Source organism: Taklimakanibacter deserti, from assembly GCA_003574785.1.
Window position 1 is genome coordinate 134,418 of record QORU01000016.1, and the last position, 25,645, is coordinate 160,062.

Here is a 25,645-nt window from a genome sequence, read left to right on the forward strand (position 1 = left end):
AACGCCCCGTACGGCAGCTTACGCCAGGATATTTCGGGTGTCGATGAGGCCTAGACCGCGATATTGTCGATGAGCCGCGTCGTGCCGAGCCAGACCGCGGCGAGGAGCCTCATCGGTTCGTCCGCCTCGCGCGGCAAGGCCAGCGTTTCGGCATTGCGCGCCGCGACATAATCGACCCGGAAGCCGCGCGTCGTCAGAGCCCGCCTGGCCGCCGCCGTGGCCCGCGTGGGCTTCTGGCCGGCTTTGATCTTGACCGCCGCCTGGGTCAATATCCGGTGGAGGGACGCCGCCTGGTGGTGCTCAGCCTTGCTCAGATAGGCGTTGCGCGACGAGAGGGCGAGACCGCTTTCTTCACGCACCGTCGGCACGCCGATGACCTCGATCGGCAAATCGAGATCGCGCGCCATGCGTCTCACAACCAGGAGCTGCTGATAATCCTTCTCGCCGAACATGGCGAATTGGGCTTCCGACTGGGTGAAGAGCTTGGCGACGACGGTCGCGACACCGTCGAAGAAATGCGGCCTGAACTTGTCCTCGAGCCCGGCCTTGGCGGGACCCGCCATGACGATGCTGGTGGCGAAGCCAGGCGGATAGACTTCGTTCGGCTGAGGCGCGAAGACAAGATGGGCGCCCGCTTCCTCGAGCTGGGCGACATCCGCGGCTTCGGTGCGTGGATAGCGCCCGAGATCCTCTTGCGGTCCGAACTGCTTCGGATTGACGAAAATCGTGGTGACGACCCGGTCGGCGCGCTTGAGGCCTTCCTGCACCAGCGTGAGATGGCCCCGATGCAGGGCGCCCATGGTCGGCACGACGGCGCTGACGAGCCCCTGTGCGCGCCAGGACGCCGTCTCCCGGCGCAGGTCTAGAATGTTACGGACGATCTTCAGAGTCATTTCGGATTTGCGAAAGAGGTGCTAACCAGTGGCGCCCTTTCAACCATATCCAGCGTCATGACCATATCTCCAGCCCTTCCCAGCCGTGCCCCGATCTCGAAACTTCTCTTTGCGGACGAAGCCTCCGTCGTCAAGTCGCTCTACGCCGATGCCCAATTGTCGCCTGAGCAGTCGCGGCAGGTCGCCGAGCTCGCCCGCCAGCTGGTCGCGGCGGTGCGCGCCGGGCGCCGGCAGCAAGGCGGGGTCGATGCCTTCATGCAGGAATATTCGCTCTCCTCCGAAGAGGGCGTGGTGCTGATGTGCCTTGCCGAGGCACTGTTGCGCATTCCCGACGGCGAGACGGCCGACAAGCTCATCGCCGACAAGATCGGCGGCAAGCAGTGGGAGCGCCATATCGGCCAGTCGGAATCGCTCTTCGTCAATGCTTCCGCCTGGGGCCTCATGCTTACCGGCCGCTTCGTCGAGCTCGGCCGCGGCACCACCACCGATGCCGGCAGCTATCTCAAGCGCCTCGTGTCGCGTTCGGGCGAGCCTTTCATCCGCAATGCCATGAAGCACGCGATGCGCATCATGGGCAAGCAGTTCGTGCTCGGCCGCACCATCGAGGAGGCGCTCGATATCGCGAAGCCCCTCGAAGCCCAGAACTACCGTTTCTCCTTCGACATGCTGGGCGAGGCTGCCTTCACGGCCGAGGATGCGCGCCGCTATCTCAAGGCCTATGAGAACGCGCTTGCCGTCGTGGGTCAGCGCGCGGGCTCGGGCGGCGCCGACGGCATCTTCGGCAAGCCGTCGATATCGGTGAAGCTCTCCGCACTCCATCCGCGCTATGAGGAGAAGCAGGAAGCCCGCACCATGACGGAGCTTCTGCCGCGCGTCATCGATCTCGCCCGCCAGGCCAAGGCGCTCGATCTCGGCCTCACCATCGATGCGGAAGAGGTCAACCGGCTCGATCTGTCGCTCGAGCTCTTCGGCAGGCTCGCGCATGAGCCCGCACTCAAGGGCTGGAACGGCCTCGGTCTCGCCGTCCAGGCCTATGGCAAGCGCGCCAAGCCGGTGCTGCAATGGCTCGCCGATCTTGCGAGCCAGACGGGCCGCAAGCTTCCCGTCCGCCTGGTCAAGGGCGCCTATTGGGACACCGAGATCAAACGCGCCCAGGAAGCGGGCCTCGAGAACTATTCGCTCTTCACCCGCAAGGTGTCGACCGATGTGAGCTATCTCGCTTGCGCCAAATATCTCCTGTCGCGCCGCGACGTCTTCTATCCGCAATTCGCCACCCACAACGCGCATTCGCTCGCCGCCGTCGCAGTAATGGCGGGCGATGACCGCTCGTATGAATTCCAGCGCCTCCACGGCATGGGCCAGGCGCTTTATGAGGAAGTGGCGCGGATCCCCAGGATGCGCCAGCCCTGCCGCATCTATGCGCCGGTCGGCAGCCATGAAGACCTGCTCGCTTACCTGGTGCGCCGGCTGCTCGAGAACGGCGCCAACACCTCCTTCGTCAACCGGCTGGCCGACGACGAGGCGCCGATCGGCGAGATCATCGCCGATCCGGTCGAGCAGGTTCAGGGCCTCAATTCCATCCCCCATCCGCGCATCCCCTTGCCGCGCGACATCTTCGCGCCACGCGTCAACTCCAAAGGCTATGCGATGTGGGACGACGCGACGCGCGAAACCATGCTCGCGGGGATCGGTAAGGTGCTGGCGAAGCCGGTGAAGGCCGAGGCCCTGGTCAGCGGAAAAGCGGCCAAGGGCGGCGCGGTCCGTGCGATCACCTCGCCGCATGACCGCAGCGTCACCGTCGGCGAGGTGGTGGAAGCAGACGACAAGGCAATCGCCCAGGCTCTCATCGACGCGGCCAAGGCGAATGCGGCCTGGGATCTGAAAGGCGGCGCCGCGCGCGCCACTATTTTGGAGAAGGCAGCCGATCTCTATGAAGCGAATACCGCGCGCTTCATGGCGCTGCTCATTCGCGAAGCCGGCAAGACGCTCGACAATGCGCAGGCCGATCTGCGCGAGGCGGTCGACTTCCTGCGCTATTACGCCGAGCGCGCCCGCAAGGAATTTGAGGCCCCGCAGCGTCTTCCAGGGCCGACCGGCGAATTGAACGAGATCGCGCTCCATGGCCGCGGCGTCTTCGCCTGCATCAGCCCGTGGAATTTCCCGCTCGCCATCTTCACCGGCCAGGTCGCGGCGGGCCTCGCTTCCGGCAATGCGGTCATCGCCAAGCCGGCCGAGCAGACGCCGCTCATCGCCTTCGAAGGCGTGAAGCTTCTGCATGAGGCGGGCGTCCCGCCCGACGTACTGCATTATCTGCCGGGCGATGGCGCCCGCATCGGCAAGATCCTGCTCGCCCATCCCGCTCTTTCCGGCGTCGCCTTCACCGGCTCGAACGAGACGGCGGCCATCATCAACCGCGCCATCGCCGCCCGTGACGGCGCCATCCTGCCGCTCATCGCCGAGACCGGCGGCATGAATGCGATGATCGTCGATTCGTCGGCCTTGCCCGAGCAGGCGGTGCGCGACGTGCTCGCTTCGGCTTTCGACAGCGCCGGCCAGCGCTGCTCGGCAGCACGCCTTCTGTTCGTTCAGGAAGACGTCGCCGGCCGGCTCATCCCGATGCTGGAAGGCGCCATGGCCGAGCTCACCATCGGCGATCCCTTGGATTACGCGACCGATGTCGGCCCGGTGATCGACGAAGACGCGCGCCGGATGCTCAACGAGCACAAAGCGCGCATGGCGAAGGAAGCCAGAACCATTCTCGACATGCAGCTGCCGTCGCAGACCAAGGCGGGGACCTTCGTTTCGCCGGCCGCCTATGAGATCCCGTCCATCTCGCTCCTCAAGCGCGAGGTCTTCGGTCCCATCCTGCATGTGGTGCGCTTCGCCGGCGACCGCTTGGGCGAGGTCTGCGATGCCATCAATTCGACCGGCTTCGGACTTACCCTTGGTCTTCATACGCGTATCGAGACGACGGTCGATGAGGTGCGCGCCCGTGTAAGGGTCGGCAACATGTATGTGAACCGCAACCAGATCGGCGCGGTGGTCGGCGTCCAGCCCTTCGGCGGCGAGGGACTCTCCGGCACCGGCCCCAAGGCGGGCGGACCGCATTATCTCCACCGCTTCGCCACCGAGCGTGTCTGCTCGATCGACACCACGGCTTCCGGCGGCAATGCCGCGCTGATGAGCATGGGTAGCGGCGAGCGGGGTCATGAGTGAGCTCGATTGCGATGTCGTCGTCATAGGGGCAGGGCTCGCCGGCGCCGCTGCGTCTTCCATCTGTTCCGAACACGGACTTTCGACGGTCGTCCTCGAGGCACGGGACCGGACCGGCGGGCGGGGCTTCACGCGCCGCTTCAAGGACCGTGAGGACCAGCTCGAATTCGGCGGCTCCTGGATCGCGCCTTGGCACGACCGTATCCGCCACTATGCCGACAAGACCCAAATCACGCTGCGGCCGACCCATCCGGTCGACGAGCATCGCCGGCACGACGGCAAGGCGCTGCGCAGCGGCATGCCGGCAGCAGATTTGGCGCTGCAAGCGGTGAAGGAGCATGCGCTCCTCTACAAGGCCGGGAAGCCCTCGCCGTGGAAAGCGCCCCTGACGCTCAACCAATATCTCGATCATATCGCTGCGAGCCCCGAGGCCCGCATGCATGTGCTCGCCTGGTGGACGATCTCCGGCAATGGCGATCCGGACCGCATTTCGGCGGGCGAATTCCTGTCGAGCTGCGCCTATGGCGACGGCGCGCCCGAAAGCATGATGACGGCGCTGCGCCACACGCTCGTTCCGGGCGTCGGCATGCTGGCCGAACGCATGATTGCATCATCGAGCGCGCGCCTCGAATTGAATGCGCCGGTCAGCGCCGTGAACCAGGATGCCAAGGGCGTGAGCGTCACCTGCGTGAACGGCAAGACGGTCAAAGCACGCGCCGCCATTTGCGCCATCCCGTTGAACGCGCTGCGGCCAGTGGCGTTCACCCCGGCACTTTCGGCGAGGAAGCGCGAGGCCGCGGCGGTCGGCCATGGCGGCCGCTCACTGAAACTCTGGCTCAAAGTCGTGGGCGTCAGCCCCGGCATCCTGGCGAGCGGCGGACCTGGCGGCCTGCGCTGGCTCTTCTCGGAGCGCCTGAGCGCCGATGGCGCGACGCTGATCGTCGGCTTCGCCCTTGCCGACGGAACACTCGATCCCAACGACCGGGCTTCCGTCGCGGCGTCGCTGGCGCGGTTCTTTCCCGAAGCAAAGCTCATCGCCTGGGATTGGCATGATTGGCTGGGCGATCCCTATGCCAAGGGCACCTGGGTCGCCTTGCCGGCGGACGCGACCTGGATCGGTGATCCGGAGGTCTGGGGCAGGGAAGGGCGCATTGCCTTCGCGACCTCGGATTTCGCGGAAGTCTCCGCCGGCTGGTTCGAGGGCGCCATCCGCTCGGGCGAGGCCGCGGCACTCACCATCCTGAAGGCTCTCTGCGCCTGAATCCAAAGAGCTTTTCTCGCTGCGCATCTTTCCTCGCAATCGCGGACGGAAAGTCAAGCATCGCAGACGTCCGATCATTCATCGACGCCCGCACTCGGCATAACAACACGCCGCCTGACGTATCAACGCGGAGGGCTAACCAGAGGGCGGAATACAGAAAGAAATGGAGCTTCACATGAAGATGTTGAGATGGACCAGTGTCCTCGCGTCCTTGCTGGCCGTGACGACGGGACAGGCCTTGGCGGCGAACAGTGCTAACCCGCTGGTGGAAGAGGTGCGCAATGCCAATGCCCGCTTCAAGGACGTGTCCGTCGCTATGGCCGAGGGCTATAAGCCGATCGCTTGCGCCAGCGGCGTCGAGGGCGGATCGATGGGCATTCACTATGTCAATGAAAGCATGCTCAAGGACGATGCCATCGATCTCGCGCATCCCGAAGCGGTGATGTACGAGCCGTCGGCCGGCGGCAAGCTTACCCTGATCGGGGTCGAATACATCACCTCCAAGGGACCGGCGGAGCTCAACGGCCATTTGTTCAGCTTCCACACCGCGCCCAACCGCTACGGCCTCGGCCCCTTCTACGAGCTTCACGTATGGGCCTGGAAGAAGAACCGGTCGGGAGCGTTCGCGGACATGAACCCGGATGTGTCCTGCGATGCTGTGGCGACGCCGGCCAAGTGACCTAGCCAGTATTTCGCCGGTTCAAAGAGAGACCTCTCCATCATTTCCCTTCTCCCGTTGCGAAGCAATGGGAGAAGGTGCGCGAAGCGCGGATGAGGGCTCTTTCGCGCAGCGTGCTTTGACCTCAACGAGCATTCCTCGCTGAGACAAAGAGCCCTCACCCGGCCTTCGGCCACCCTCTCCCATTGCTCCGCAACGGGAGAGGGGGAACATCGGAGGCGACTCGTCTCGTATGCGAGAGCCCTGGGGTGCGGGGAGCCCTAGGTTTTTCGCTGGAATCCTTCTCGCAAAATAATCCTTTGATTTGTGCTAGGCTTACCTATCTGTAACGTCGCTTTTTGGAGGGCGGCGGATATGGCTAATGCCAAATCCAATGCGCCGGTGAAGACCGGCGCGGCACAAACCGAGATTTCGGCCGCGGAGGATGTCTCGTCCTTTCTCGAGCAGGTGAAGCGCATGCCGCCGGCCGAGAAGCGCGCCGGCGAGCGCGGCCGGCTGATCTTCGCCATGGATGCGACCATGAGCCGGCAGCCGACCTGGGACCACGCCCTGCAGATCCAGAGCGAGATGTTCCTCGAGACGGAGAGGATCGGCGGCCTCGACGTCCAACTGGTCTATTTCCGCGGCTTCAACGAGTGCCGGGCCTCCAAATGGGCGAGCGAGCCTTCCGCTTTGGCGCGGATGATGACCGGTGTCGACTGCCGGGGCGGCAACACCCAGATCGGCAAGGTGCTGAGCCACATCCGCCGCGCCGCAAGCGAAGGCCGGATCAATGCGGCGGTCTATGTCGGCGACGCCATGGAGGAGAATGTCGACAGCCTGTGCCAGACGGCGGGCGAGATCGGGCTTCTCAACGTGCCGCTCTTCATGTTCCAAGAAGGCAATGACGGCGTGACCCGCGAGGCCTATCGCGAGATCGCGCGATTGACGCGCGGCGCCTATTTCCGTCTCGATGCCGCCTCCGCAAGGCAGCTGCGCGAGCTCCTGGCCGCGGTCGCGGTCTATGCCGCGGGCGGGCGCCAGGCGCTGGCCGACCATTCGAAAGAGAAGGGGGGAACCGCTCGCCTTCTCCTCGAACAATTGCGATAATCGCCTATGCTAAATCTCGTGATTGCGCTGGTGATCGCTTTCGGCGGCTATTGGCTGTTGCGCCAGTTCGTCTCGACACCGGCCACCCAGGTCGCGGGCGTCGCCCGCAAGGCGGGCGGCTTCGCCCTCATCGCCATAGCCGGCTTCCTCACTTTGCGCGGCGCCTTCAACGCCGCCATCCCGCTTTTCGTGCTGGGCGTGGGGCTGCTCGGAAAATCCGGCCTGTTCCCCGGCGGCTTTCCCTGGGAACGGAAATCGGCCGGCCAGCGCTCGCGTGTCGCGACGAGCCTGCTCGCCATGGAACTCGATCACGATACCGGGCGCATGGAGGGAACCGTGCTGGCCGGGCCGCTCAAGGGCCGCCTCCTATCCTCGCTGAGCAATGACGAGTTGAAAGCGCTTCATCAGCAATGCACCGCCGTCAGAGACCAGAGCCGGCCCTTGCTCGAAGCCTGGCTCGACCGCAGCAAGGCGGGTTGGCGCGAGGCCTGGAACACGGGGCCGGGCAATGGCTCGGCCACATTGTCGGGCAAGATGAGCCGGGCCGAGGCTCTGGCCGTGCTGGGTCTGAAGGAGGGCGCCACACCGGATGACATCCGTGCCGCGCATCGCCGGCTGATGAAGGAGTTCCATCCCGACCGCGGCGGCTCGGATTATCTCGCCGCCAAGATCAACCAGGCGAAGGACGTGCTGCTTTAGCCTTCCGGTGCCAGCGTCGCGCAGTCGACGCCCTTGCGCGACAGCGTCCTGCAGGCGCGCTTGGCGGTGCTGGCGCTGAAGCCTGACATGCGGGCGCGGAACACCGTCTCCTCGCCCTTCTTCACCTCGACGGTGAAGGCCTGCTTCTTGGCGAAGAGCTTGGGACTCACTTTACGCGCCTTGTAGAGGGCGTCCTGGGCCGCCTCTTTCGTCGGATAGGCGCCGAGCTGGATGTTCCAGGTGGACGAGACCGAGGCGACGATGACCTGGCCGCCTGACGTGTCGCCGGGCTTTTTGACCTTGAAGGGCAGGTCGGCCGGCAGAGAGGCGCCGACCGGCGCCACCGAGGCGAGTTGCTGCGGTTGGCTGTCGGGATTGGCGACCTCGCCGGAGACGCGGGCAAGGTCGGCCTGATCGGCATTCACCGTGGCATATGTCGTGCCCGGCAGGTTGGCGGCGGTCTCGGCCTGTTCCGCCAGTTCCTCATTGTCGAAACCGGCCGTATCGCCCTCAGGCTCCGCCGCCTGGTCAGGCGCCTTGCCGGTGCGCCGCGTCTTCACACGCTTGGCGATCGCTTCCTGATCGGGTTCGTCGGTCTCGGCGACCTTCACTTCCGTTTCGGTCAGGCGCGGGCTCGTGCCTTCGACGGCGGAAGCGAGCGTGGCACCACCGGTGCATTTGGGGAACGCCTTGTTGAGCATCGCGATCATGTAATTGTCGCGGGCGCGCCCCGTGCGGCCGCCCATGACGACGCCGATGATGCGCTTGTCGCCGCGCCGGGCCGAGGTCGTGAGATTGAAGCCGGACGCCCTGATATAGCCGGTCTTGATGCCGTCGGTGCCTTCGAAACGGCGGAGCAGCCGGTTATGGGTGCGGATCGTGCGCTTGCCGAACTGGAACGAGCTGGTGCGGAAATAGGGATAATATTGCGGGAAGTCGCGCTGCACCCTGAGGCTCAGGGTGGCCATGTCGCGCGCCGTCGTGACCTGCTTGGGATCGGGGAGCCCGGAGGCGTTGCGGAACGTGGTGCGCGACATGCCGAGCTGCCGCGCCGTCTCGGTCATGCGCCGGGCGAAAGCGGATTCGCTGCCTTCGATGTGCTCGCCCACCGCCACCGCCACGTCATTGGCCGAGAGCGTGATGAGCGCCTTGATCGCGTCTCCGACGCTGACCGTCTGGCCGGCTTTGACGCCGAGCTTGGTCGGCGGCCGGCCGGCGGCATAGCGCGAGACCGTGATGCGGCTATCGAGGGTGAGGCGGCCCGCCTTCATTTCCTGGAACAGGATATAGAGCGTCATCACCTTGGTGAGGGAAGCGGGATGGCGCAGTCCGTCGGCATCGCTCGAGAACAGGATGTCGCCGGTCCTCGCGTCAACCGCGAGGGCTGAGAACTTGGCCCTGGCCGCCGCCGGATCGATGCCACCTGCGCTCACGGCAAGAACCAGCGCGAGGCTGACCATCATGCGGCGAAGGGCAGTCAACAGCATCTTCAATTCCCCTGAGGCGGATCGAGTCCGCTCCCTTTACCCATTCTTACATTACTCGGCGATGAAAATCGGATGAATTTTCATACCGTCAACTTTCGGCTTTTAATCCTAGTCCGGTCGCAGCCGATTGCCGGAGGCGATTTTCGCTCCGTCGTGCTTACTATTTTGTAAAACTGCAAAATTTCGCAGCTAGGATAAAATTGTGCACTGCAAAATAAATCTTGACACTCATTGTGCACTGCATATATTGCCCTGCATCAAAGTTGAGTAACTGACCCCATTCACCCCAGGAGATTTCCTCAATGATCAAGTCGTTCGAAGATTTCCAGTCTTTCGGCAAGGACAGCGTCGACACCTATGTCGCTTCCGCCACCGCCTTAAGCAAGGGCTTCCAGACGATCACGGCCGAAGCCGTCGATTTCTCGCGCAAGTCCTTCGAGCGCGGCACTGAAGCCTTCGAGAAGGCGTCCTCGGCCAAGTCCTTCGACAAGGCTCTCGAGGTCCAGCAGGCCTATGCCAAGGAGGCCTATGAGGCGTTCCTCGGCCAGATGAACAAGTTCGGCGAGCTCTATCTCGCCGCCGCCAAGGAAGCTTATAAGCCCTTCGAGACGAAGCTCTCGGGCGTTGCGCCGAAAGTGACAAAGTAAGTCTGGATTTCAGTCTAGGCTTTTTGAGCCCGGGGACGCTCGTCTCCGGGTTTTTCTTTTCAAGGCGCAGGCTTTATCCCGAAAAGTCTGCAACTTTTCGGGAGCCCGCTTTTGTGACGGTCCGCTGCCGAAAAATGCGGCCAATTGGTCTGTTTTTGGCTCCTCTCGGCAAGCCATGCGTCAGATTTGAAGGCGTGACGCAAAATCGCCGCCTTTAACCTCTCCCATTTGACCCCATAGCGCATATATAATTGATCTCATGGCCCAGCGAGACTCGAAACACGACAACGGACAGACGGGCGTCATCACCAGGACGCAGCCCAAGACGAAGAAGCCGTCGCTCTACAAGGTCCTGCTTCTGAATGACGACTACACGCCCATGGAGTTCGTCATCGTCGTGCTGGAACGGTTCTTCAATAAGGGCAGGGACGAGGCCACCCGCATCATGCTGCATGTCCACCAGAAAGGGGTCGGCGTGTGCGGGGTATACACATTCGAGATAGCGGAAACCAAGGTCACGCAGGTCATGGACTTTGCACGCAAGCACCAACATCCGCTACAATGCACTATGGAAAAGGAATAGGAGCTCAAGAGGGTGCCCACATTCTCCCGCAGTCTAGAGAAGGCTCTCCATCGCGCGCTCGCCATCGCCAATGAGCGTAGCCACGAATATGCGACGCTGGAGCATCTGCTTCTCGCTTTGACCGACGACAAGGACGCCGCTGCCGTCATGCGCGCCTGCAGCGTCGACATCAATATTTTGCGCCGCAATCTCGAGAGCTATATCGACAACGAGCTCGCCAATCTCATCGTCGACAATGTCAAGGAATCGAAGCCGACCGCGGGCTTCCAGCGCGTCATCCAGCGCGCCGTGATCCATGTCCAGTCCTCGGGGCGCGACGAGGTGACCGGCGCCAACGTGCTGGTCGCCATCTTCGCCGAGCGCGAGAGCCACGCCGCCTATTTCCTGCAGGAGCAGGACATGACCCGCTACGACGCGGTCAATTACATCTCGCACGGCATCGCCAAGCGTGCCGGCCTTTCGGATTCGCGGCCTGCCCGCGGGGTCGAGCAGGACCAGCAGAACGGCGAGGGCGAGACCGGCGAAGGCAAGAAGAAGAACGAAGCCGATGCGCTCGAGGCCTATTGCGTCGACCTCAACAAGAAGGCGGCCGAAGGCCATGTCGATCCCCTGATCGGGCGCGAGCAGGAGGTCAACCGCACCATTCAGATCCTATGCCGGCGGCAGAAGAACAATCCGCTCTTCGTCGGCGACCCGGGTGTCGGCAAGACGGCGATCGCCGAAGGTCTGGCGCGCCGTATCGTCAACAATGAAGTTCCCGACGTGCTGAAGGATTGCACCATCTATCAGCTCGACATGGGCGCACTCCTTGCCGGCACGCGCTATCGCGGCGATTTCGAGGAGCGTCTCAAGGCGGTGATCAAGGAGATCGAGCGCCAGCCGGGCGCCATCATGTTCATCGACGAGATCCACACGGTGATCGGGGCGGGCGCCACCTCGGGCGGCGCCATGGACGCCTCCAACCTGTTGAAGCCGGCGCTCGCCGGCGGCAACCTGCGCTGCATCGGCTCGACGACCTACAAGGAATACCGCCAGCATTTCGAGAAGGACAGGGCGCTGGTGCGCCGCTTCCAGAAGATCGACGTGAACGAGCCCTCGGTCGAGGATGCGGTGAAGATCCTGAAAGGCCTCAAGCCTTATTTCGAGGAGTTCCACAAGGTCCGCTACACCGACGACGCCATCGAGACGGCGGTGCAGCTCTCGGCGCGCTACATGAGCGACCGCAAGCTTCCCGACAAGGCGATCGACGTCATCGACGAGACCGGCGCCTCGCTGATGCTTCTGCCCGAGAACAAGCGCAAGACGGTGATCGGGGTTCCCGAGATCGAGGAAACCGTCGCCACCATGGCGCGCATCCCACAGAAGACCGTGTCCAAGGACGACGCGACGGTCTTGCGCGAGCTCGACAAGGAATTGAAGCGCATGGTCTTCGGCCAGGACAAGGCCATTGGGGCGCTGGCGGGCGCCATCAAGCTCGCCCGCGCCGGCCTGCGCGAGCCAGAGAAGCCGATCGGCTGCTACCTGTTCTCAGGCCCGACCGGCGTCGGCAAGACCGAGGTTGCCAAGCGCCTCGCCGACGTCCTGGGCGTCAAGCTCATACGCTTCGACATGTCGGAATATATGGAACGCCATTCGGTCTCGCGCCTGATCGGCGCGCCTCCGGGCTATGTCGGCTTCGACCAGGGCGGCCTCCTGACCGACGGCGTCGACCAGAACCCCTATTGCGTGCTGCTGCTCGACGAGATCGAGAAGGCGCATCCCGATCTGTTCAACATCCTCCTGCAGGTGATGGATCACGGCAAGCTCACCGACCATAACGGCAAGACGGTCGAGTTCCGCAACACGATCCTGATCATGACCACCAATGCGGGCGCCCAGGATCTGGCCAAGGCCGCCTTCGGCTTCACCCGCACGGTGCGCGAAGGCGACGACCAGGAAGCGATCAACCGGATGTTCTCGCCCGAGTTCCGCAACCGGCTCGATGCCACCATCGCCTTCGACCACTTGCCGCCCGAAGTCGTGCGCAAGGTCGTCGAGAAATTCGTCCTCCAGCTCGAGGCGCAGCTCTCCGAGCGCCAGGTCAATATCGAGCTCTCCGAGGAAGCGGGGAACTGGCTGGCCGAGAAGGGCTACGACCAGCAGATGGGTGCTCGTCCGCTGGCGCGCATCATCCAGGAATATGTCAAGAAGCCGCTCGCCGACGAGGTCCTGTTCGGCAAGCTGGCCAAGGGCGGCACGGTACGCGTGCTCTTTGAGAAGGGCGAGGACGGCGAAGGCAAACTGCACTTCCAGTATCTCGGCCGCGACGAGGAGAAAGCCTTGCCCAAGCCTCCCGACCGCAAGGCGCTGACCCAGCGCAAGTCGGGCACGCCCCGGCCGCGCAAGACACCGAAGAAGAAAGAAAAGCTGAATTGAACTGAAAGCTCTGAAAAAAGCCTCTGGCGAAGCTTTCGCCGGGGGCTTTGTTGTTTCAGCAAAGGCCAGCAGACGGGAGTTGGCCGTGCCATCAGCGACCGTAAATTAGGCCGTGAACCCATGTCAAAGGTATAAATGGTGGCCGTCGCTAGTTCCCGGCGCTGACACATGCTTGTCAGCTTGAGTTGCCAGATCGATGCTAGTCTGGCGGAGGCTCAGTAATCAGCGGCGCCGGATGTCCGTCATCGCAAACACAGCTACCCCTCTTCCCACCCTCGGGGTCCGGCACGTAGGCATAGAGACGGCATTTGTTGCAGACAATCCATTGCCGTTGCGGGTCACCATCCTTCAACCACTCGTGTCGACAGCCAAAACCCGAGATCACCAGCCGGAGAAGAGTGTTGAACATCTGTTCCCCGCCATAATCGGTTCAGGGATACTCTGCCCCGCACTGGGCACACTGATAGCTTTCGGGTTTGGCGCCCGGTCGAAGAAGAGAGATTTCCCCCCGGACGATCCAGCAATGAGGACACTTCGGGTCGGCATCGCTATAAGGCCGATAACCGGCAAAGCGCATCAGCGCCTGGCCACAATTTTCAGCCTCGGACCGAATTTCCTCGAGTTCGGCTCTTTCAGCATCGCTAATGCTCCTGCGACCCTCAAGCCGTCCGATCTCGGCGGATAGTTCTACGCGGCGAACAGTTTGGCTGCTCGCTAGTTTCGCGGCCTTTGTGAGTAGCAAACCGGGGAGTTTCATGATTTCACGTTGGAATGAACAGGCCCGCCGCCCTCAGAAGCGACGGCTGGCCCGACTCCTGTGCTGCTTACCGGGGGCGATCTACGGACAGCAATTGGGTTGATCAAAGAATATCGCTCTGTCTCATCAATCGCCGATAAGACGGCGTGCGCTTCATTCCCTTGCGAGCGCTCTCATCCAGCTCCTTGAGCGCATCCATAATGTCGTCGAAGGTAACCGTTGCGCCGGCGGGTGATCTTCGCAAGCCCGGGGTGGCTTCGACTGCACATGCGTCAGAGGCCCAGGACGCCAGGATGGCCCGCTTTTCGTTTATCGTCAGATCCAGGTCGCAAACGACCTCTTGCGGATGTGAGAATGCGTCAGCTGGCTCCAGGATGTCGTCCAGGTTCAGCTCGCACGGTATCCTTCGGGCGGAAACAAACCCTCGCATAGCCGCCCTCCCTCAATTGATGAGTTTGGCTGAGGCTCCGCCGTTTATTGCTATTTTTCGTGGCTTCGCCGCTTCTGGAACATCCTGGTGAAGTTCGATTTCGAGAATGCCGTTTTCATAGGCGGCGCCTCGCACTTCGACATGATCAGCCAGGCTGAATTGCCGCTCGAAACTTCGGGCAGATATGCCTTCGTACAAATACTGCCGCTTTTCGTCGGTCTTCTTGTGACCCGAGACGGTCACGAGGTTCTGCTTGGCGGTGATGGCCAGTTCATCCTCCGAGAAGCCAGCGAGAGCCAGGCGGATTGCGTAGGTCGAATCGTCCTTGCGAACGATATCGTAGGGCGGAAAGCCGCCTTCCTCGTTGAATCTTTGGGCTTCGTTGATGAGATTGAAGAGAGGTTCAAAGCCAACGCTTGAACGGGAGAAAGTTGAGAAGTCGTAGTTGCGCATAGCCACATCCTCCATTGAGCAACATGGGTACGAGCAGCGCATCGGGATTAACGCCGATGCCCGCACCGGATCTGAATACCCCTACGACCCGGCGAAATTTGATCTAGTTTTGGCTGGCCTGCCTTCAAGACCCCCAAGCAGAAAAATTTTTGTCAGGTCGTCCGCAGCCGTACCCCGACGGCGCCCCCGTTCTCGGGGATGAACTGGACGCCTGCCGTTTCCAGATACCGCCGCGGCGCCCGAGTGCCAGGTCTCGGTCGCGACGAGGAGAAAGCCCTACCGTAGGTTTTGTCCTTAACCCGTTGATTATCAATCCAAAAATATTCCGCCCGATCATGACCAAGCCGGCTTCGTCGCGACTCCGGAAGGCCGGGGCACCGGCTGAGTAGTCGACCGGGATGCCGTCATTTGCCGACAACGTCTCGCGCACAAGCCTAGCGTTGCCGGAAACGGCCGGCCCAGCCAGCGGCGGTAATCTCGTTTATGTCCTCGATTGTGAGCGGCTTCTCTGTTTTGCCGGCCAGCCGGCCGATGAAATCTTCAATGGTGCCGGTCGGCCGAGCCGCTTTTCTTAGAAGCGCCCGACCGTCAGGCAACATGGCAAGCTCGATCTCATCGCCCGGTCTGACGCCGAGATGACGTAGCACGTCCTCTCGCAATGTGACCTGCTTCCGCTTCGTGACTGTCAGCTTCACCATCGTGTCAATTCTCCTGATCCACCCTATTTCAGCCCCAGCATATCGCGCGGCGGCCCGGGGAAATCGGCATAGGCCGGCAGATCGGGGGAATGTCCTAAAAGGTCGCGCACCGCGCGTGCCGCCTGGTCGATGGCCGAATGAGCATAGGCATAGGCGCCTGAATCTGAATTGGCGATGGCGACGCGGCCGCGGCGCTTGCGCGCCGTCTCGATCGGCAGCGGGCCATCCGGCCAGAATATGTCCCAGGGCCGCAAATATTCGCGCGCATAGCCATGCGCCCAGCGATTGATGGTGATCGCTTCGATGTCGAAGGCCGGATCAAAGCCGCCTTCAGCGAGAGCACGGCCCAGGAGATCGCGAATCTCATATTCCATCTCCGCGAAACTGAGCTCCGCCAGCAGACGCCGTCCGGCGAGATTCTGCTCGCGCGGCGAAACACCCCTGATCGCCGCCTTCGGGACCTTGAGGAGATTGAGCAGCACCGGTTCGCCGGGATTTTCGGCAAATCTGTATGTGCCCATGCTGACGGGAAAATCGAGCGCGGCGCCATGCCAGGCGGCCGACGGCGCCGTGAAGCCGCGGATGCCGAGCCTGGTGAAGGCCTGCCAATTGCGGATCAGGACATTGGCGAGGACGAGCGGCACTTTCTGCTGATCATTGAGCGCGTCCACCTGGTCGGGCCATAATTCGCGGAAGATGTGAGGAATGACGCGATGCCAGCAGGCGAGCACCACATGTCCGGCATCGACCAGCTTGAGCCGGCCGCCTTCGACATAGGCGAGCCGCACCGATTTCGCTTCTTCGGCCCGGCCGGCATGATCGAGCCCGATGACCGGCGCATTGAGGCGCAGCCGCACCGCATTCCCCGCCTGGTCGAGCTTGCCGTAGTCGACCGGCGTCACGACCAGGCTGTCCATGCCGCGCCCGGGAAGCGCGGCCGGGATCAACGCCCTGACAAGGGCACGCGCAAGACCGGCATTGCCGTCCGGAAAATGAAAAATATGGGGATCGGGATCGGTCAGGAAACGCCGCGCGCTGGCGCTCATCGTCCGGTAGGCTAGGTAGCCCAGGTCCATGCCGTCGAAGCCCGGATTCCAGTTGCCCCAAGCATCGAGGGCTGAGACGGCATCGATACCGACGCCGAAATAGCCCTCAGTCGAGTTCTGGAAATAGGCGACGAGTTGCGGATCATAGCCGCAGATGCGGGTAAGGAATTCATCATAGGTCGCCTCCGACAGGATCTTGAGCTTGTCCTCGCGCGACTTGCCGCGGAGATAATCGCGCGGACTGTCGAGGAGCTCGATGAGGTCCCGCTTGGCCTTGTCGTTGAGCGGCGTCTTCGGCACCCAGTCGGCGGCATTGTCGGTCTTTTTGACCAGGCGATCGGCACCGAACCATTGCTTGTGGAAGAACACCGCTGGTCCGAGCTTGTATTTGTCGGCCCAGCCTTGGTCGTATGCGGTTTCGAACTTGCCGATGTCGACGCCGATGTCGGCGAGGAGCCGCTGGACCGCGCTCGAGAAATAGCTCGGCGACTGCAGCGACTCCGAGCCGCCATAGCCGATGACCTTGCGGCCGTTGCGGGCGATGAATTCGGTGCGCCTTGCATGGCCGCCGAAATCATCGCACGCCTCGAGGATGAGCACCCGCGCTTTGCCGCCCGATTGCTGGCGATAGAGGAAAGCCGCGGCGAGTCCGCTGATGCCGCCGCCCACCACGACGAGATCATAGGTTTCACCCGTCGGTTCCGGCGCTCCGCTGATCACACTCTTGAGATCATGATCGCGCAGGGCGTGCAGGACGCGGAAGGACTCGGCGTCCTGTCCCCTGAGGCCGGTGAGGGCCGGCGGATAAAGGGCTTCCGCCTTGGCCTTCCTAGCCGGCACGTCCAGCGCCAGCGCGCCGGCCGTGAGGAGGACACCGTCCAGAAAGTCGCGCCGCGTGATCTTGGCTTCCATGCCCAGCGCGCGCTCGCTCATATCGGCGGCGTCAGCTTTGCGGCGAATTGAGCGCCTGCTTGATCATCTCCGCATGCTTGGCGAGCAGCGCCTGGTCGGCCATCTTGCCGCCATGGGCCCTCAGCGTATCGCCCCGCTTGCGCGGCACGACATGGACATGGAGATGGAAGATCGTCTGGCCGGCGGCTGCCTCATTATACTGCTTGATGAGGACGCCGTCCGCGCCGAAGGCCTGCTGTACCGCGCGCGCGACGACCTGGACGGTCTCGTAGAGCGGCTTGAAGATCGCGGGATCCGCATCGAGCAGGTTGCGCGAGGGGGCGCGCGGGATGACCAGCACATGGCCGTCGGCCTGCGGCATGATATCCATGATGGCAATCGTGTCCTGATCCTCATAGACCTTGATGGACGGGATTTCGCCGCGCAGGATCTTGGCAAGGATATTGTTGGGATCATAAGCGGGCATTTGAGGCTCCATAAGGTTCAAAAGTCGTCCTCGACAGCATTCCTGAACGGCGCGTGCTCGGCAAGGGCACTCTGGTCCTCGGCGACCGCGCGGCGCTCATGCTCGAGATAGTCGGAGACCGCCCGGGCCAGGCCCGGATGGGCGAGGTAATGCAGGCTGTGGGTGGATTTCGGCACATAGCCGCGGGCGAGTTTGTGCGGTCCCTGGGCGCCCGCTTCGACGCGCTTGAGCTTGCGGGCGATGGCGAAATCGATGGCCTGGTAGTAGCAGGCTTCGAAATGCAGGTTGGGATGATGCTCGATAGTGCCCCAATTGCGCCCGTAGAGCGCGTCCGAGCCGATGAAATTGAGAGCCCCGGCGATGGTTTTGCGGCCGCGCCGGGCCATGACCAGGAGAACACGCTCCGCCATGCTCTCGCCGATAAGGCTGAAGAAGCGCCGCGTCAGATAGGGGCTGCCCCATTTGCGCGAGCCCGTATCCATGTAGAAGGCGAAGAAGGCGTCCCAATGCGCCTCGGTGATGGCGTTGCCGGTGAGCTGCTCGAACTCGATGCCGAGCTCGCACAGGGTTTGCCGTTCTTTGCGGATATTCTTGCGCTTGCGCGACGACAGGTGCGCCAGGAAATCATCGAACGTGCCGTAATCCTGGTTGAACCAATGGAATTGCGTGTCAGTGCGCTTGAGCCAGGGAGGAAGACCAAGCTCGCGCCAATCCTCTTCCGGCAGGAAGGTGATGTGGACGGAGCTGGCGCCTGTCTCGGCCGTGAGCTGCCGAAGGCCATGGAGCAGGAGCGAGCGGAGCTCTTTCGTCGGCGCGAGGAGGCGAGGGCCGGTCACCGGCGTGAACGGGACGGACACTTGCAGCTTGGGATAATAGCGTCCCCCGGCGCGCTCGAAAGCATCGGCCCAGGCGTGGTCGAAGACATATTCGCCCATGCTGTGCGATTTGAGATAGGCCGGCACGACGCCGAGAATTGTGCCCTCATCATCCCGCAGGACGAGATGCCGGCCGAGCCAGCCGGTCTTTTGAGTGGCCGAACCCGACCGCTCGAGCGCCGATAAAAACTCGTGGGAAATGAAAGGATTATACGGATTCCCTGAAGGATTGGCGCAAGCATTCCAGGCTTCCGCCTCGATCTTGAGAATGCTGGGGACGATCTCGATCCTCATGGGCGGAAGCCGGCTCAGGCGCGATAGCTTTCGAAAGTGACCTGGTCCGAATAGCGCATGGCTGTGGCGGCATCTTGCCGGCTGCGGATGGTCCAGGTGATCACCGGCCGGCCGGTCCGGCGAAACTGGGCGACCGGCGGGAAGGGCAGGTCGCGCCAGTGATAGGAGATGAAATCGGGATCGGTTTCCGCCAGGTGAGCGAGGTCGCGCAGCCGCTGCCGCTCCGCCGCGGGCAGGATGTCGTAATCCTCATGCGTCGCCTGGTCCGCCACGATGCCGCGCGCGACATCGGGTGCCTGCGCGCGCACCGCCTCGATGACCTTGGGATCGAAGGACATCAGGGCGAAGGGCCCATGATAGACACGGATCACCTCGAGAGTGCGCCGGACCAACGCCTCATTGCCGTTCCACGGGCTTTTGAGCTCGATCACCAGGGGAGCCCGGCCCTGGACCTGGCCCAGAAGCTCGCCCAGCGTCTGGATGCGATCGGAGCCTACCTTGAAGGGCAGGGCCTTGAGCTCGGCCGCCGAATGAGCGGCGATCAGGCCCTCGCCTTCCATGAGCCGGTCGAGCGTCTCGTCATGGAAGACCATCGCTTCGCCGTCGCGCGAGAGCTGCAGGTCGCATTCGATCGCATAATCGGCATCGATCGCGGCCGCGAAGGCGGCAGCGCTGTTCTCCATGATGCCGCGCCGGGCATCATGGAAGCCGCGATGCGCGATCGGCCTGGCGGTCAGCCAGGCGAGATCGCGCAAGGCGGGGGCGCGGGGCATGGGTCTACTCGACCTCGGCGATCGCCTCGACCTCGACAGCGACATTGAGCGGCAGCGAGCCCGAGCCCACGGCCGAGCGCGCATGCTTGCCTTTGTCGCCGAAGATCTCGACCATCAGGTCGGAGGCGCCGTTGACGACCTTCGGATGCTCGGTGAATTCCGGCACGCCGTTGACGAAGCCGACCAGCTTCACGATGCGCTTCACTTTGTCGAGATTGCCGCCGCAGGCATCCTTGAGCTGCGACACGATATTGATGGCGCACAGGCGCGCCGCCTTGGCGGCTTCCTCGGTGGAAAAATCCTTGCCGACCTTGCCCTGATATTCGAGCTTGCCGTCCTTGAGCGTGACCTGGCCCGCGGTATAGACGAGATTGCCGGTCCTGACCCAGCCGACATAATTGGCGACGGGTTTCGCCGGCGTCGGCAGGGTGATGCCCAATTCAGCAAGCTTCTTGTCGATCTGGCTCATGGTGGAAGTCTCCTATTCCTATGTGGGTGATCAGGTCAGAAGGTCGGCCGGTCTCCTGCCGGCGAAGAACGCATCGAGATTGTCGGCGGCGCGCATGCCCATGGCGATGCGCGTGTCGCGCGTGGCGCTGCCGAGATGCGGCAGCAGGAACACATTGTCGAGGCTGCGGTAGCGCGGATCGATCCGGGGCTCGTTGCGGAACACGTCGAGCCCGGCCGCGGCGAGCTTGCCCGATGTCAGCCCTGCGATCAGCGCATCGTCGTCGATGATGTCGCCGCGCGCCGAATTGACGATGATCGCGCCATCGGGGAGCTTGGCGATCAGCTTCTCGTTCACCAGGCCGCGCGTCTCCGGCGTAGAAGCGCAGTTGACCGACAGGAAATCGCAATGAGGCAGCATCTGGTCGAGCGCCGCGTGGTAGCGCGCGCCATAGGCGAGGTCGGGCGCCACTGGCCGGCGGTTGTGATAGTGGAGCTCCATCTCGAAGGCCTGGGCCCGCTTGGCAACCGCCTGCCCGATGCGGCCCATGCCTAAAATGCCGAGCCGCTTGCCGGAGACGTCGAAACCGAGCGGCGCCGTCGGCGACCATGAGGTCCAGCGGTCCTCGCGCACCATGCGCTCGCCCCAGTAGGCGCCGCGCGCCGCCCCCAGGATGAGGAGCAGGGCGATGTCGGCGGTGGCGTTGGTGAGCACGTCCGGCGTGTTGGTGACCGCGATGTTCCGCTCTCGCGCCGCCGCAATATCGACATGCTCATAGCCCACCGAGAAGGTCGCGACGATCTTCACCGAAGCCGGCAGCTTGGCGATGATGCCGGTGGCGAAGGACCTGTCCATGGGCGTGATCAGGAGCGCGTCCTTGTCCCGCGCCGCGTCCAGGATTTCGGCCTCGCTCATCGGCTGGTCGTCGGCATTGAGCTCAGCCCGGTAGGCCTTGGCGAGGCGGGTTTCGACCTCCTTGGGCAGGCGACGGGTGACGAGGAGGCGCGGTAAGGCAGGGGCCATTGTTGAGAACTACCGTTTGGCTTATGAGAACGGGGTGAAGAGGACCGGAATGACACGGACTAGAAAACACCAGATCACCCGCGGCGCAAGCCTTCTGTTGGGCTTTGCTGCCCTTGCGGCATTAGGCAGCAACGCTTTCGCTACGGTGACGATCAGGGCGCATCGCGCCGTCTATGATCTGAAGCTCGAGCGTTCATCGGAAGGATCGAACGTATCCGGCGCCGATGGCCGCATGGTGATGGAGCTCACGGGATCGGCCTGCGAAGGGTGGTCCACCAGCTTCCGTCGTGTCATGGAGATGCGGCCCGCCGAAGGCGAGACCCAGCTTTTCGACAATCAGGTCGCCTCATGGGAATCGGGCGACGGCCAGTCGCTGCAGCTCAACGACAAGCAGTTCATCAACAACCGGCTGGAGACCGAGACCAAGCTCAAGGCCGATATGGACACTGACCGCAGCAAGGGCGGCAAGGGCGTCATCGACGAGCCCAAGTCGGAGCAGTTCGATCTGCCGTCCGGCGTCCTGTTTCCCATGGCGCATCAGAAGCACATCATGGAAGCCGCCGAACGCGGCGAGACGCGCGATGTCAGCATCCTCTTTGACGGCGCGTCAGGATCGAAGATCTACAAGGTGATCTCCTTCATCGGCAAGCGCAAGGAGCCGGGAGCCGACAAGACCGCCGACAAGGCTCTGCAGACGCTGCCGTCGTGGCCCTTGTCGGTCACCTTCTACGAATATGACGCGAAGCAGACGACGAGCGAGGAGCTGCCGAGCTATCAGATGAGCTTCCCGATCTATGAGAACGGCGTCGCCGGCACGCTCACCATCGATTACGGCGACTATGTGCTCTCGGGCAGGCTGACCTCGCTCGAATTGCTGGACCAGCAAGACTGCAAGTGATCAACCCGGACTGCGATAGGGGCGGGGCAAGGCGGGGACGCCGAGTTCCGCGGCGAGCATCGCGATGACGTCGGGACTGAAACAATAGAGGCGCAGCCGGCCTAGGCCGCCATCGCCCATCTCGAGACGCCAGATATCATTGAGGCCCTCCCTCCCGTTCAACGTGCGAAAGCCGATCACGATGGGCTCACCCAGATATTCCGCGACCCGCCAGTTCGGATTTTCGCCAAAGCCCCATTCCAGCTTGACGAAGTGAGCATATTCGAAGGTCATCTTGGCGTCGTCGAAGCCCTCGAAACTGCTGCCGCCGACCATGTCGACAGTGACGTCTTTGAGACATAGTGCCTTGATGGCCTCGAAATCGCGAGCCGTCAAAGCGGTAACGAATTTGTCGACGACTTCACGTGGAGCCGTCGCAGCCAAGGGTGTCGATGCCTTCCCCAGTTGCAACCTCTTGCGGCCGCGATGTAGGGCCGATTTCACCGCGCCGACGGTCATCTTAAGCATGCTGGCAATCTCGCCGAGCTGAAAATCCATGACGTCCGACAAGACGACGGTGGCGCGCTCCTTGGGCGCGAGACCAAGAAACAATCGGCCGGATGCGGCGCGTATATCGAGCAAGCGCGCCGGATCGGTCTCGGCGGTGGATTGCGGCTCATCCTCGGCATGAGTGAGCTCCAATCTCATGCGGCGGTGCTGGTCGATCCACAGGTTCGTCGCCGTCCGGCAGACATAGGCCTTCGGATCGGTGACTTCCGCGTGGCTCTTTCCCAGCTGGGCGAAGACTCGAACCAGGGCATCCTGGAGCAAGTCCTCGCCGTCCCAGAGATTGCCGGCAAGGCCGCAGCAAAAGCGCAGAAGCCGGGGCCGATGCGGCGCCAATTCATCGATGAATATGCGCCATGGCTGGCGCACTTCCGCCTGTGCGGAAAACCCGTCTTTCTGTTCCAAACCGCCCCCCGTCATGACGCGGATCATCCCATCTCTCCTTTGCGGTCAAAGATAGGTAGACGAACGAACCGGCCAAAAGGATACGTCGGGGCGCGGGATCTTGTTACGCCCCGTCCTCTTCCTCGCCGTTGAAGACGAGCCCACGCTCGACGGCGCTCCTGCCGAATTTTTCCCTGAGGCGGTCGATGGCGTGCTCCGCCTTGGCGCGGGTCGCGGCGCGCTCGTCGAGCGTGGCTTCGTGACTGGAGGGATCGATCTCGCGCAGATGCGAAATGCCGACGCCGAGAAGGCGGAAGGCGGTGCCGGTGGCTTCGCGCTTGAGCAAGGGTTGTGCTGCCGAGAAAATGCGGTCGGCGAGCACCGTCGCATCCTGGAAGGAGGCGGCACGGGTCCTGAGCTTGAAGTCCGCGGTCTTGAGCTTGAGCGTGACGGTGGACCCCGCGAGCCGGTCAGCCTTGGCGCGGCGCGATACTTTCTCGCTCATTTGCCAGAGGATGCGCTCGAGCGCCTTGTAGTCGCTGATATCCTCATCGAAGGTGGTTTCGGCGCTGATGCTTTTGGTGTCGTCGTCGGGCGACACATGGCGGGCATCCTCGCCGCGCGACAGGTGATAGAGCCTGGCGCCCAGCGTGCCGTAGCGTTTCATCAGATCGACCTTCTCGCGCGTCTGCAGCTGGGCGATCATGGTGATGCCGTCCTTGGCCAGCTCCGCCTGCATCGCCTTACCGACGCCCCAGATGGCGCTGACCGGCTTCGCCGCCAGGAAGCCCAGCGTCTCGGCCCTGCCGATCACCGAGAAGCCGCGCGGCTTGTCGAGATCGGAGGCCATCTTGGCGAGGAATTTGTTGTGCGACAGGCCGACCGACACGGTGATGCCGATCTCGCGCTCGATCTCCTGTCCGAGCAGCGCCAGCGAATAGGCCGCACTGCGCCCATGCAGGCGCTCGGTGCCGGCAAGATCGAGAAAGGCCTCGTCGATCGACAGCGGCTGGACCAAGGGCGTGAGCGCCAGCATGAGCTCGCGCACTTGCTGTCCGACCGCGGCATATTTCGCCATGTTGGGCGGAATGACGGTGGCGTCGGGACAGAGCTTGAGGGCCTGGAACATCGGCATCGCCGATCTCACGCCCCTGATGCGCGCGATATAGCAGGCGGTCGAGACCACACCCCTGTGCTGGACGCCGACGATCACCGGTCTGTCGCGCAGGCTCGGATCGTCGCGCTTCTCGATCGCCGCATAGAAGGCGTCACAATCGAGATGGGCGGTGGTGAGGTGATGCAGCTCGGGATGGCGCAGCAGCCGCGGCGAGCGGCAGGAGGAGCAGCGGCGATCGTCCGCGCTCACGGGATTGAAGCAATCCCGGCAGAAGCCCGCTCCCACCCTTTCCCTGTCCATGAGTCCATTTTAACGCATGATCCGGAAAAGTTCATGGCCGGGCTTGACCCGGCCATGCACCGGTTTTCCGAGAAGATCATGCGCGAACACGTCATCGAGACGTTGCGCAGCCGGCATAAATAGGCTTCACTGGACGTGGGACGAGCGAAAATGAGGGGGGCCGGTTTTCGCGAGGTCCTGCTCCCGCCTGGATAAGGAGGAGCCGATGTACAAGTTGTACAACGTCAAACGGTGGGGCTCGATCAGCGCCCATCTCGTTCTCGAAGAGCTTGAAGTTCCTTATCAAAATGTGTGGTTGACGGCCGAGCAGGTGCGCGCGCCGGAATTCCGCGAGATCAGTCCCTTGGGGTTGATACCGGCGCTCGGGCTGTCGGATGGCCGCGCCATCGCCGAATCGGCGGCGATCGTCGCCTTCCTCACCGACTCGCATCCCGACAAGGGCCTGGCGCCGCCGATCGGCAGCGACGACCATGCCCAATATCTCTCGTTGCTCGTCTTCATGGCGGTCAATCTCTATCCCTCTATCAATCTCGCCTTCGACGGCGGGCCGCTTGCCGAGACCGAGGAGCAGAATGCGGCGATCCGCCGGAAGGGCGGACAGCATAGCCTCGGCGTCTTCGACATCCTCGAGAACCGCCTCGCCGAGGACGGACCATTCCTCCTGGGCGACAATTACTCTGCCGCCGATATCTATCTGTTCATGCTGACGCTCTGGGCCTACCCCTCGGAGCGGGCAGTGCTCGAGCGTTATCCGCATATTGCCAAGGTGGCTGAGCATGTGAGGAAGAGGCCGCGTCTCAAGGCGGCGCTCGATGCCCATGGGGCACTTGCCGTCCAGACCGCCGAGGCGGCCTGATCATTAGGATGACCGGTTGAGGATCTCGGCCGCCAGCGCCGGCAGGCGGGGGTCGAGATCCTGATCGGCCGTGAAGGTCAAAAGAAGCGATTCGTCCTGCAACAAGTGATTGAGGACGCCCGCCAGGAACCGCGGGTTCTGGACGGCTTCGCGGATATCGGCCGGGCTTACGCCCGAAAGCGCCAGGAAGCGCCCCAGCCTGTCGCCGTCAATAGCCAGAAAAGCGAGCGCTTTCAGAGAGATAATCTCGGCTTCTTCAATTGAGAGTTTAAGCGGTTTCTGCAAAATCCATATTCCGTCTTAAGCCAGGATTTACCACGTTAGCGGCTGTCACATTGGTTAAACTGTTAGTTACAGAGTTCGGCGACAATTCCGCCATAAGAAAAGTTGCACCAATTCTCAA

General features: G+C 62.9%; 24 protein-coding genes. 10 read left to right on the forward strand and 14 right to left on the reverse strand.

Annotation, left to right across the window (positions count from 1 at the left end; genetic code table 11):
* Positions 1-50: 50 nt before the first annotated feature.
* Positions 51-893 (reverse strand): pantoate--beta-alanine ligase, encoded by an 843-nt coding sequence (gene panC / locus DS839_RS28965; RefSeq protein WP_119273993.1) that lies wholly within the window; start codon positions 891-893, stop codon positions 51-53.
* A gap of 57 nt (positions 894-950) precedes the next feature.
* Here panC and putA point away from each other — a divergent pair, with 57 nt between their 5' ends.
* The 5 genes from putA (at position 951) to DS839_RS28990 (ending at position 7,834) form a co-directional block, all read left to right on the forward strand.
* Positions 951-4,109 carry a bifunctional proline dehydrogenase/L-glutamate gamma-semialdehyde dehydrogenase PutA gene (gene putA / locus DS839_RS28970; protein ID WP_119273994.1) on the forward strand — a complete coding sequence of 1,053 codons (3,159 nt, stop codon included), beginning with the start codon at positions 951-953 and terminating at the stop codon, positions 4,107-4,109.
* The gene (locus DS839_RS28975) at positions 4,102-5,367 is read left to right on the forward strand and encodes a flavin monoamine oxidase family protein (RefSeq protein ID WP_119273995.1); all 1,266 of its coding nucleotides are present in this window, start codon (positions 4,102-4,104) and stop codon (positions 5,365-5,367) included. The genes putA and DS839_RS28975 overlap by 8 nt, the downstream gene beginning before the upstream one ends.
* Positions 5,368-5,542: 175 nt before the next feature.
* Positions 5,543-6,046: a hypothetical protein gene (locus DS839_RS28980; RefSeq protein WP_438816552.1), complete on the forward strand. Its 504-nt coding sequence runs from the start codon at positions 5,543-5,545 to the stop codon at positions 6,044-6,046.
* A gap of 354 nt (positions 6,047-6,400) precedes the next feature.
* Positions 6,401-7,135: a vWA domain-containing protein gene (locus DS839_RS28985; protein ID WP_119273997.1), complete on the forward strand. Its 735-nt coding sequence runs from the start codon at positions 6,401-6,403 to the stop codon at positions 7,133-7,135.
* Positions 7,136-7,141: 6 nt separating this feature from the next.
* On the forward strand, positions 7,142-7,834 hold the full coding sequence (locus DS839_RS28990) for a DnaJ domain-containing protein (RefSeq protein WP_119273998.1): 693 nt from the start codon (positions 7,142-7,144) through the stop codon (positions 7,832-7,834).
* Here the strand turns inward: DS839_RS28990 and DS839_RS28995 are convergent.
* Positions 7,831-9,321 (reverse strand): serine hydrolase, encoded by a 1,491-nt coding sequence (locus tag DS839_RS28995; protein WP_119273999.1) that lies wholly within the window; start codon positions 9,319-9,321, stop codon positions 7,831-7,833. The two genes, DS839_RS28990 and DS839_RS28995, sit on opposite strands and share 4 nt — an antisense overlap.
* Before the next feature lie 302 nt (positions 9,322-9,623).
* On the opposite strand from DS839_RS28995, the gene DS839_RS29000 reads away from it, so the two are divergent.
* The 3 genes from DS839_RS29000 to clpA all read left to right on the forward strand — a co-directional run bounded on the left by DS839_RS29000 (position 9,624) and on the right by clpA (position 12,966).
* Positions 9,624-9,968 carry a phasin family protein gene (locus DS839_RS29000; protein ID WP_119274000.1) on the forward strand — a complete coding sequence of 115 codons (345 nt, stop codon included), beginning with the start codon at positions 9,624-9,626 and terminating at the stop codon, positions 9,966-9,968.
* Between the two features lie 259 nt (positions 9,969-10,227).
* Positions 10,228-10,551, forward strand: coding sequence for an ATP-dependent Clp protease adapter ClpS (gene clpS / locus DS839_RS29005; RefSeq protein ID WP_119274001.1), 324 nt, complete (start codon positions 10,228-10,230; stop codon positions 10,549-10,551).
* 12 nt (positions 10,552-10,563) lie between these two features.
* Positions 10,564-12,966 carry an ATP-dependent Clp protease ATP-binding subunit ClpA gene (clpA, locus tag DS839_RS29010; RefSeq protein WP_119274002.1) on the forward strand — a complete coding sequence of 801 codons (2,403 nt, stop codon included), beginning with the start codon at positions 10,564-10,566 and terminating at the stop codon, positions 12,964-12,966.
* Between the two features lie 860 nt (positions 12,967-13,826).
* On the opposite strand, the gene DS839_RS29020 is transcribed toward clpA, so the two are convergent.
* From DS839_RS29020 to DS839_RS29065, 9 genes are all read right to left on the reverse strand, one after another.
* Positions 13,827-14,153, reverse strand: coding sequence for a hypothetical protein (locus DS839_RS29020; protein ID WP_119274004.1), 327 nt, complete (start codon positions 14,151-14,153; stop codon positions 13,827-13,829).
* Between the two features lie 12 nt (positions 14,154-14,165).
* Entirely contained in the window at positions 14,166-14,606 is a 441-nt protein-coding gene (locus DS839_RS29025; RefSeq protein ID WP_119274005.1) for an Hsp20 family protein, read from the reverse strand.
* A 434-nt stretch (positions 14,607-15,040) separates the two neighbouring features.
* On the reverse strand, positions 15,041-15,304 hold the full coding sequence (locus tag DS839_RS29035) for an AbrB/MazE/SpoVT family DNA-binding domain-containing protein (RefSeq protein WP_119274006.1): 264 nt from the start codon (positions 15,302-15,304) through the stop codon (positions 15,041-15,043).
* 23 nt (positions 15,305-15,327) lie between these two features.
* Positions 15,328-17,283, reverse strand: coding sequence for an NAD(P)-binding protein (locus DS839_RS29040; protein ID WP_119274007.1), 1,956 nt, complete (start codon positions 17,281-17,283; stop codon positions 15,328-15,330).
* 10 nt (positions 17,284-17,293) lie between these two features.
* A complete protein-coding gene (locus DS839_RS29045; RefSeq protein WP_119274008.1) occupies positions 17,294-17,728 on the reverse strand; it encodes an HIT family protein in 435 nt (144 codons plus the stop codon).
* Between the two features lie 17 nt (positions 17,729-17,745).
* Entirely contained in the window at positions 17,746-18,897 is a 1,152-nt protein-coding gene (locus tag DS839_RS29050; RefSeq protein ID WP_119274009.1) for a GNAT family N-acetyltransferase, read from the reverse strand.
* Positions 18,898-18,911: 14 nt separating this feature from the next.
* Positions 18,912-19,670, reverse strand: coding sequence for a glycerophosphodiester phosphodiesterase family protein (locus DS839_RS29055; RefSeq protein ID WP_368911979.1), 759 nt, complete (start codon positions 19,668-19,670; stop codon positions 18,912-18,914).
* Between the two features lie 4 nt (positions 19,671-19,674).
* Positions 19,675-20,139 (reverse strand): RidA family protein, encoded by a 465-nt coding sequence (locus DS839_RS29060; RefSeq protein ID WP_119274010.1) that lies wholly within the window; start codon positions 20,137-20,139, stop codon positions 19,675-19,677.
* Between the two features lie 30 nt (positions 20,140-20,169).
* Positions 20,170-21,141 carry a 2-hydroxyacid dehydrogenase gene (locus DS839_RS29065; protein ID WP_119274011.1) on the reverse strand — a complete coding sequence of 324 codons (972 nt, stop codon included), beginning with the start codon at positions 21,139-21,141 and terminating at the stop codon, positions 20,170-20,172.
* 49 nt (positions 21,142-21,190) lie between these two features.
* Between DS839_RS29065 and DS839_RS29070 the strand changes: the two genes are divergently transcribed.
* Positions 21,191-22,039, forward strand: coding sequence for an EipB family protein (locus DS839_RS29070; protein ID WP_119274012.1), 849 nt, complete (start codon positions 21,191-21,193; stop codon positions 22,037-22,039).
* Here the strand turns inward: DS839_RS29070 and DS839_RS29075 are convergent, their stop codons facing one another.
* Both DS839_RS29075 and DS839_RS29080 read right to left on the reverse strand, forming a co-directional pair.
* Complete coding sequence (locus DS839_RS29075) at positions 22,040-23,017, reverse strand: sigma-70 family RNA polymerase sigma factor (RefSeq protein ID WP_119274013.1); 978 nt, start codon at positions 23,015-23,017, stop codon at positions 22,040-22,042.
* A gap of 76 nt (positions 23,018-23,093) precedes the next feature.
* Positions 23,094-24,386: a DNA polymerase IV gene (locus DS839_RS29080; protein ID WP_119274014.1), complete on the reverse strand. Its 1,293-nt coding sequence runs from the start codon at positions 24,384-24,386 to the stop codon at positions 23,094-23,096.
* A 205-nt stretch (positions 24,387-24,591) separates the two neighbouring features.
* Here DS839_RS29080 and DS839_RS29085 point away from each other — a divergent pair, with 205 nt between their 5' ends.
* On the forward strand, positions 24,592-25,242 hold the full coding sequence (locus tag DS839_RS29085) for a glutathione S-transferase family protein (protein WP_119274015.1): 651 nt from the start codon (positions 24,592-24,594) through the stop codon (positions 25,240-25,242).
* A gap of 3 nt (positions 25,243-25,245) precedes the next feature.
* On the opposite strand, the gene DS839_RS29090 is transcribed toward DS839_RS29085, so the two are convergent.
* Positions 25,246-25,527 (reverse strand): DUF3572 domain-containing protein, encoded by a 282-nt coding sequence (locus DS839_RS29090; protein ID WP_368911980.1) that lies wholly within the window; start codon positions 25,525-25,527, stop codon positions 25,246-25,248.
* Between the last annotated feature and the right edge of the window lie 118 nt (positions 25,528-25,645).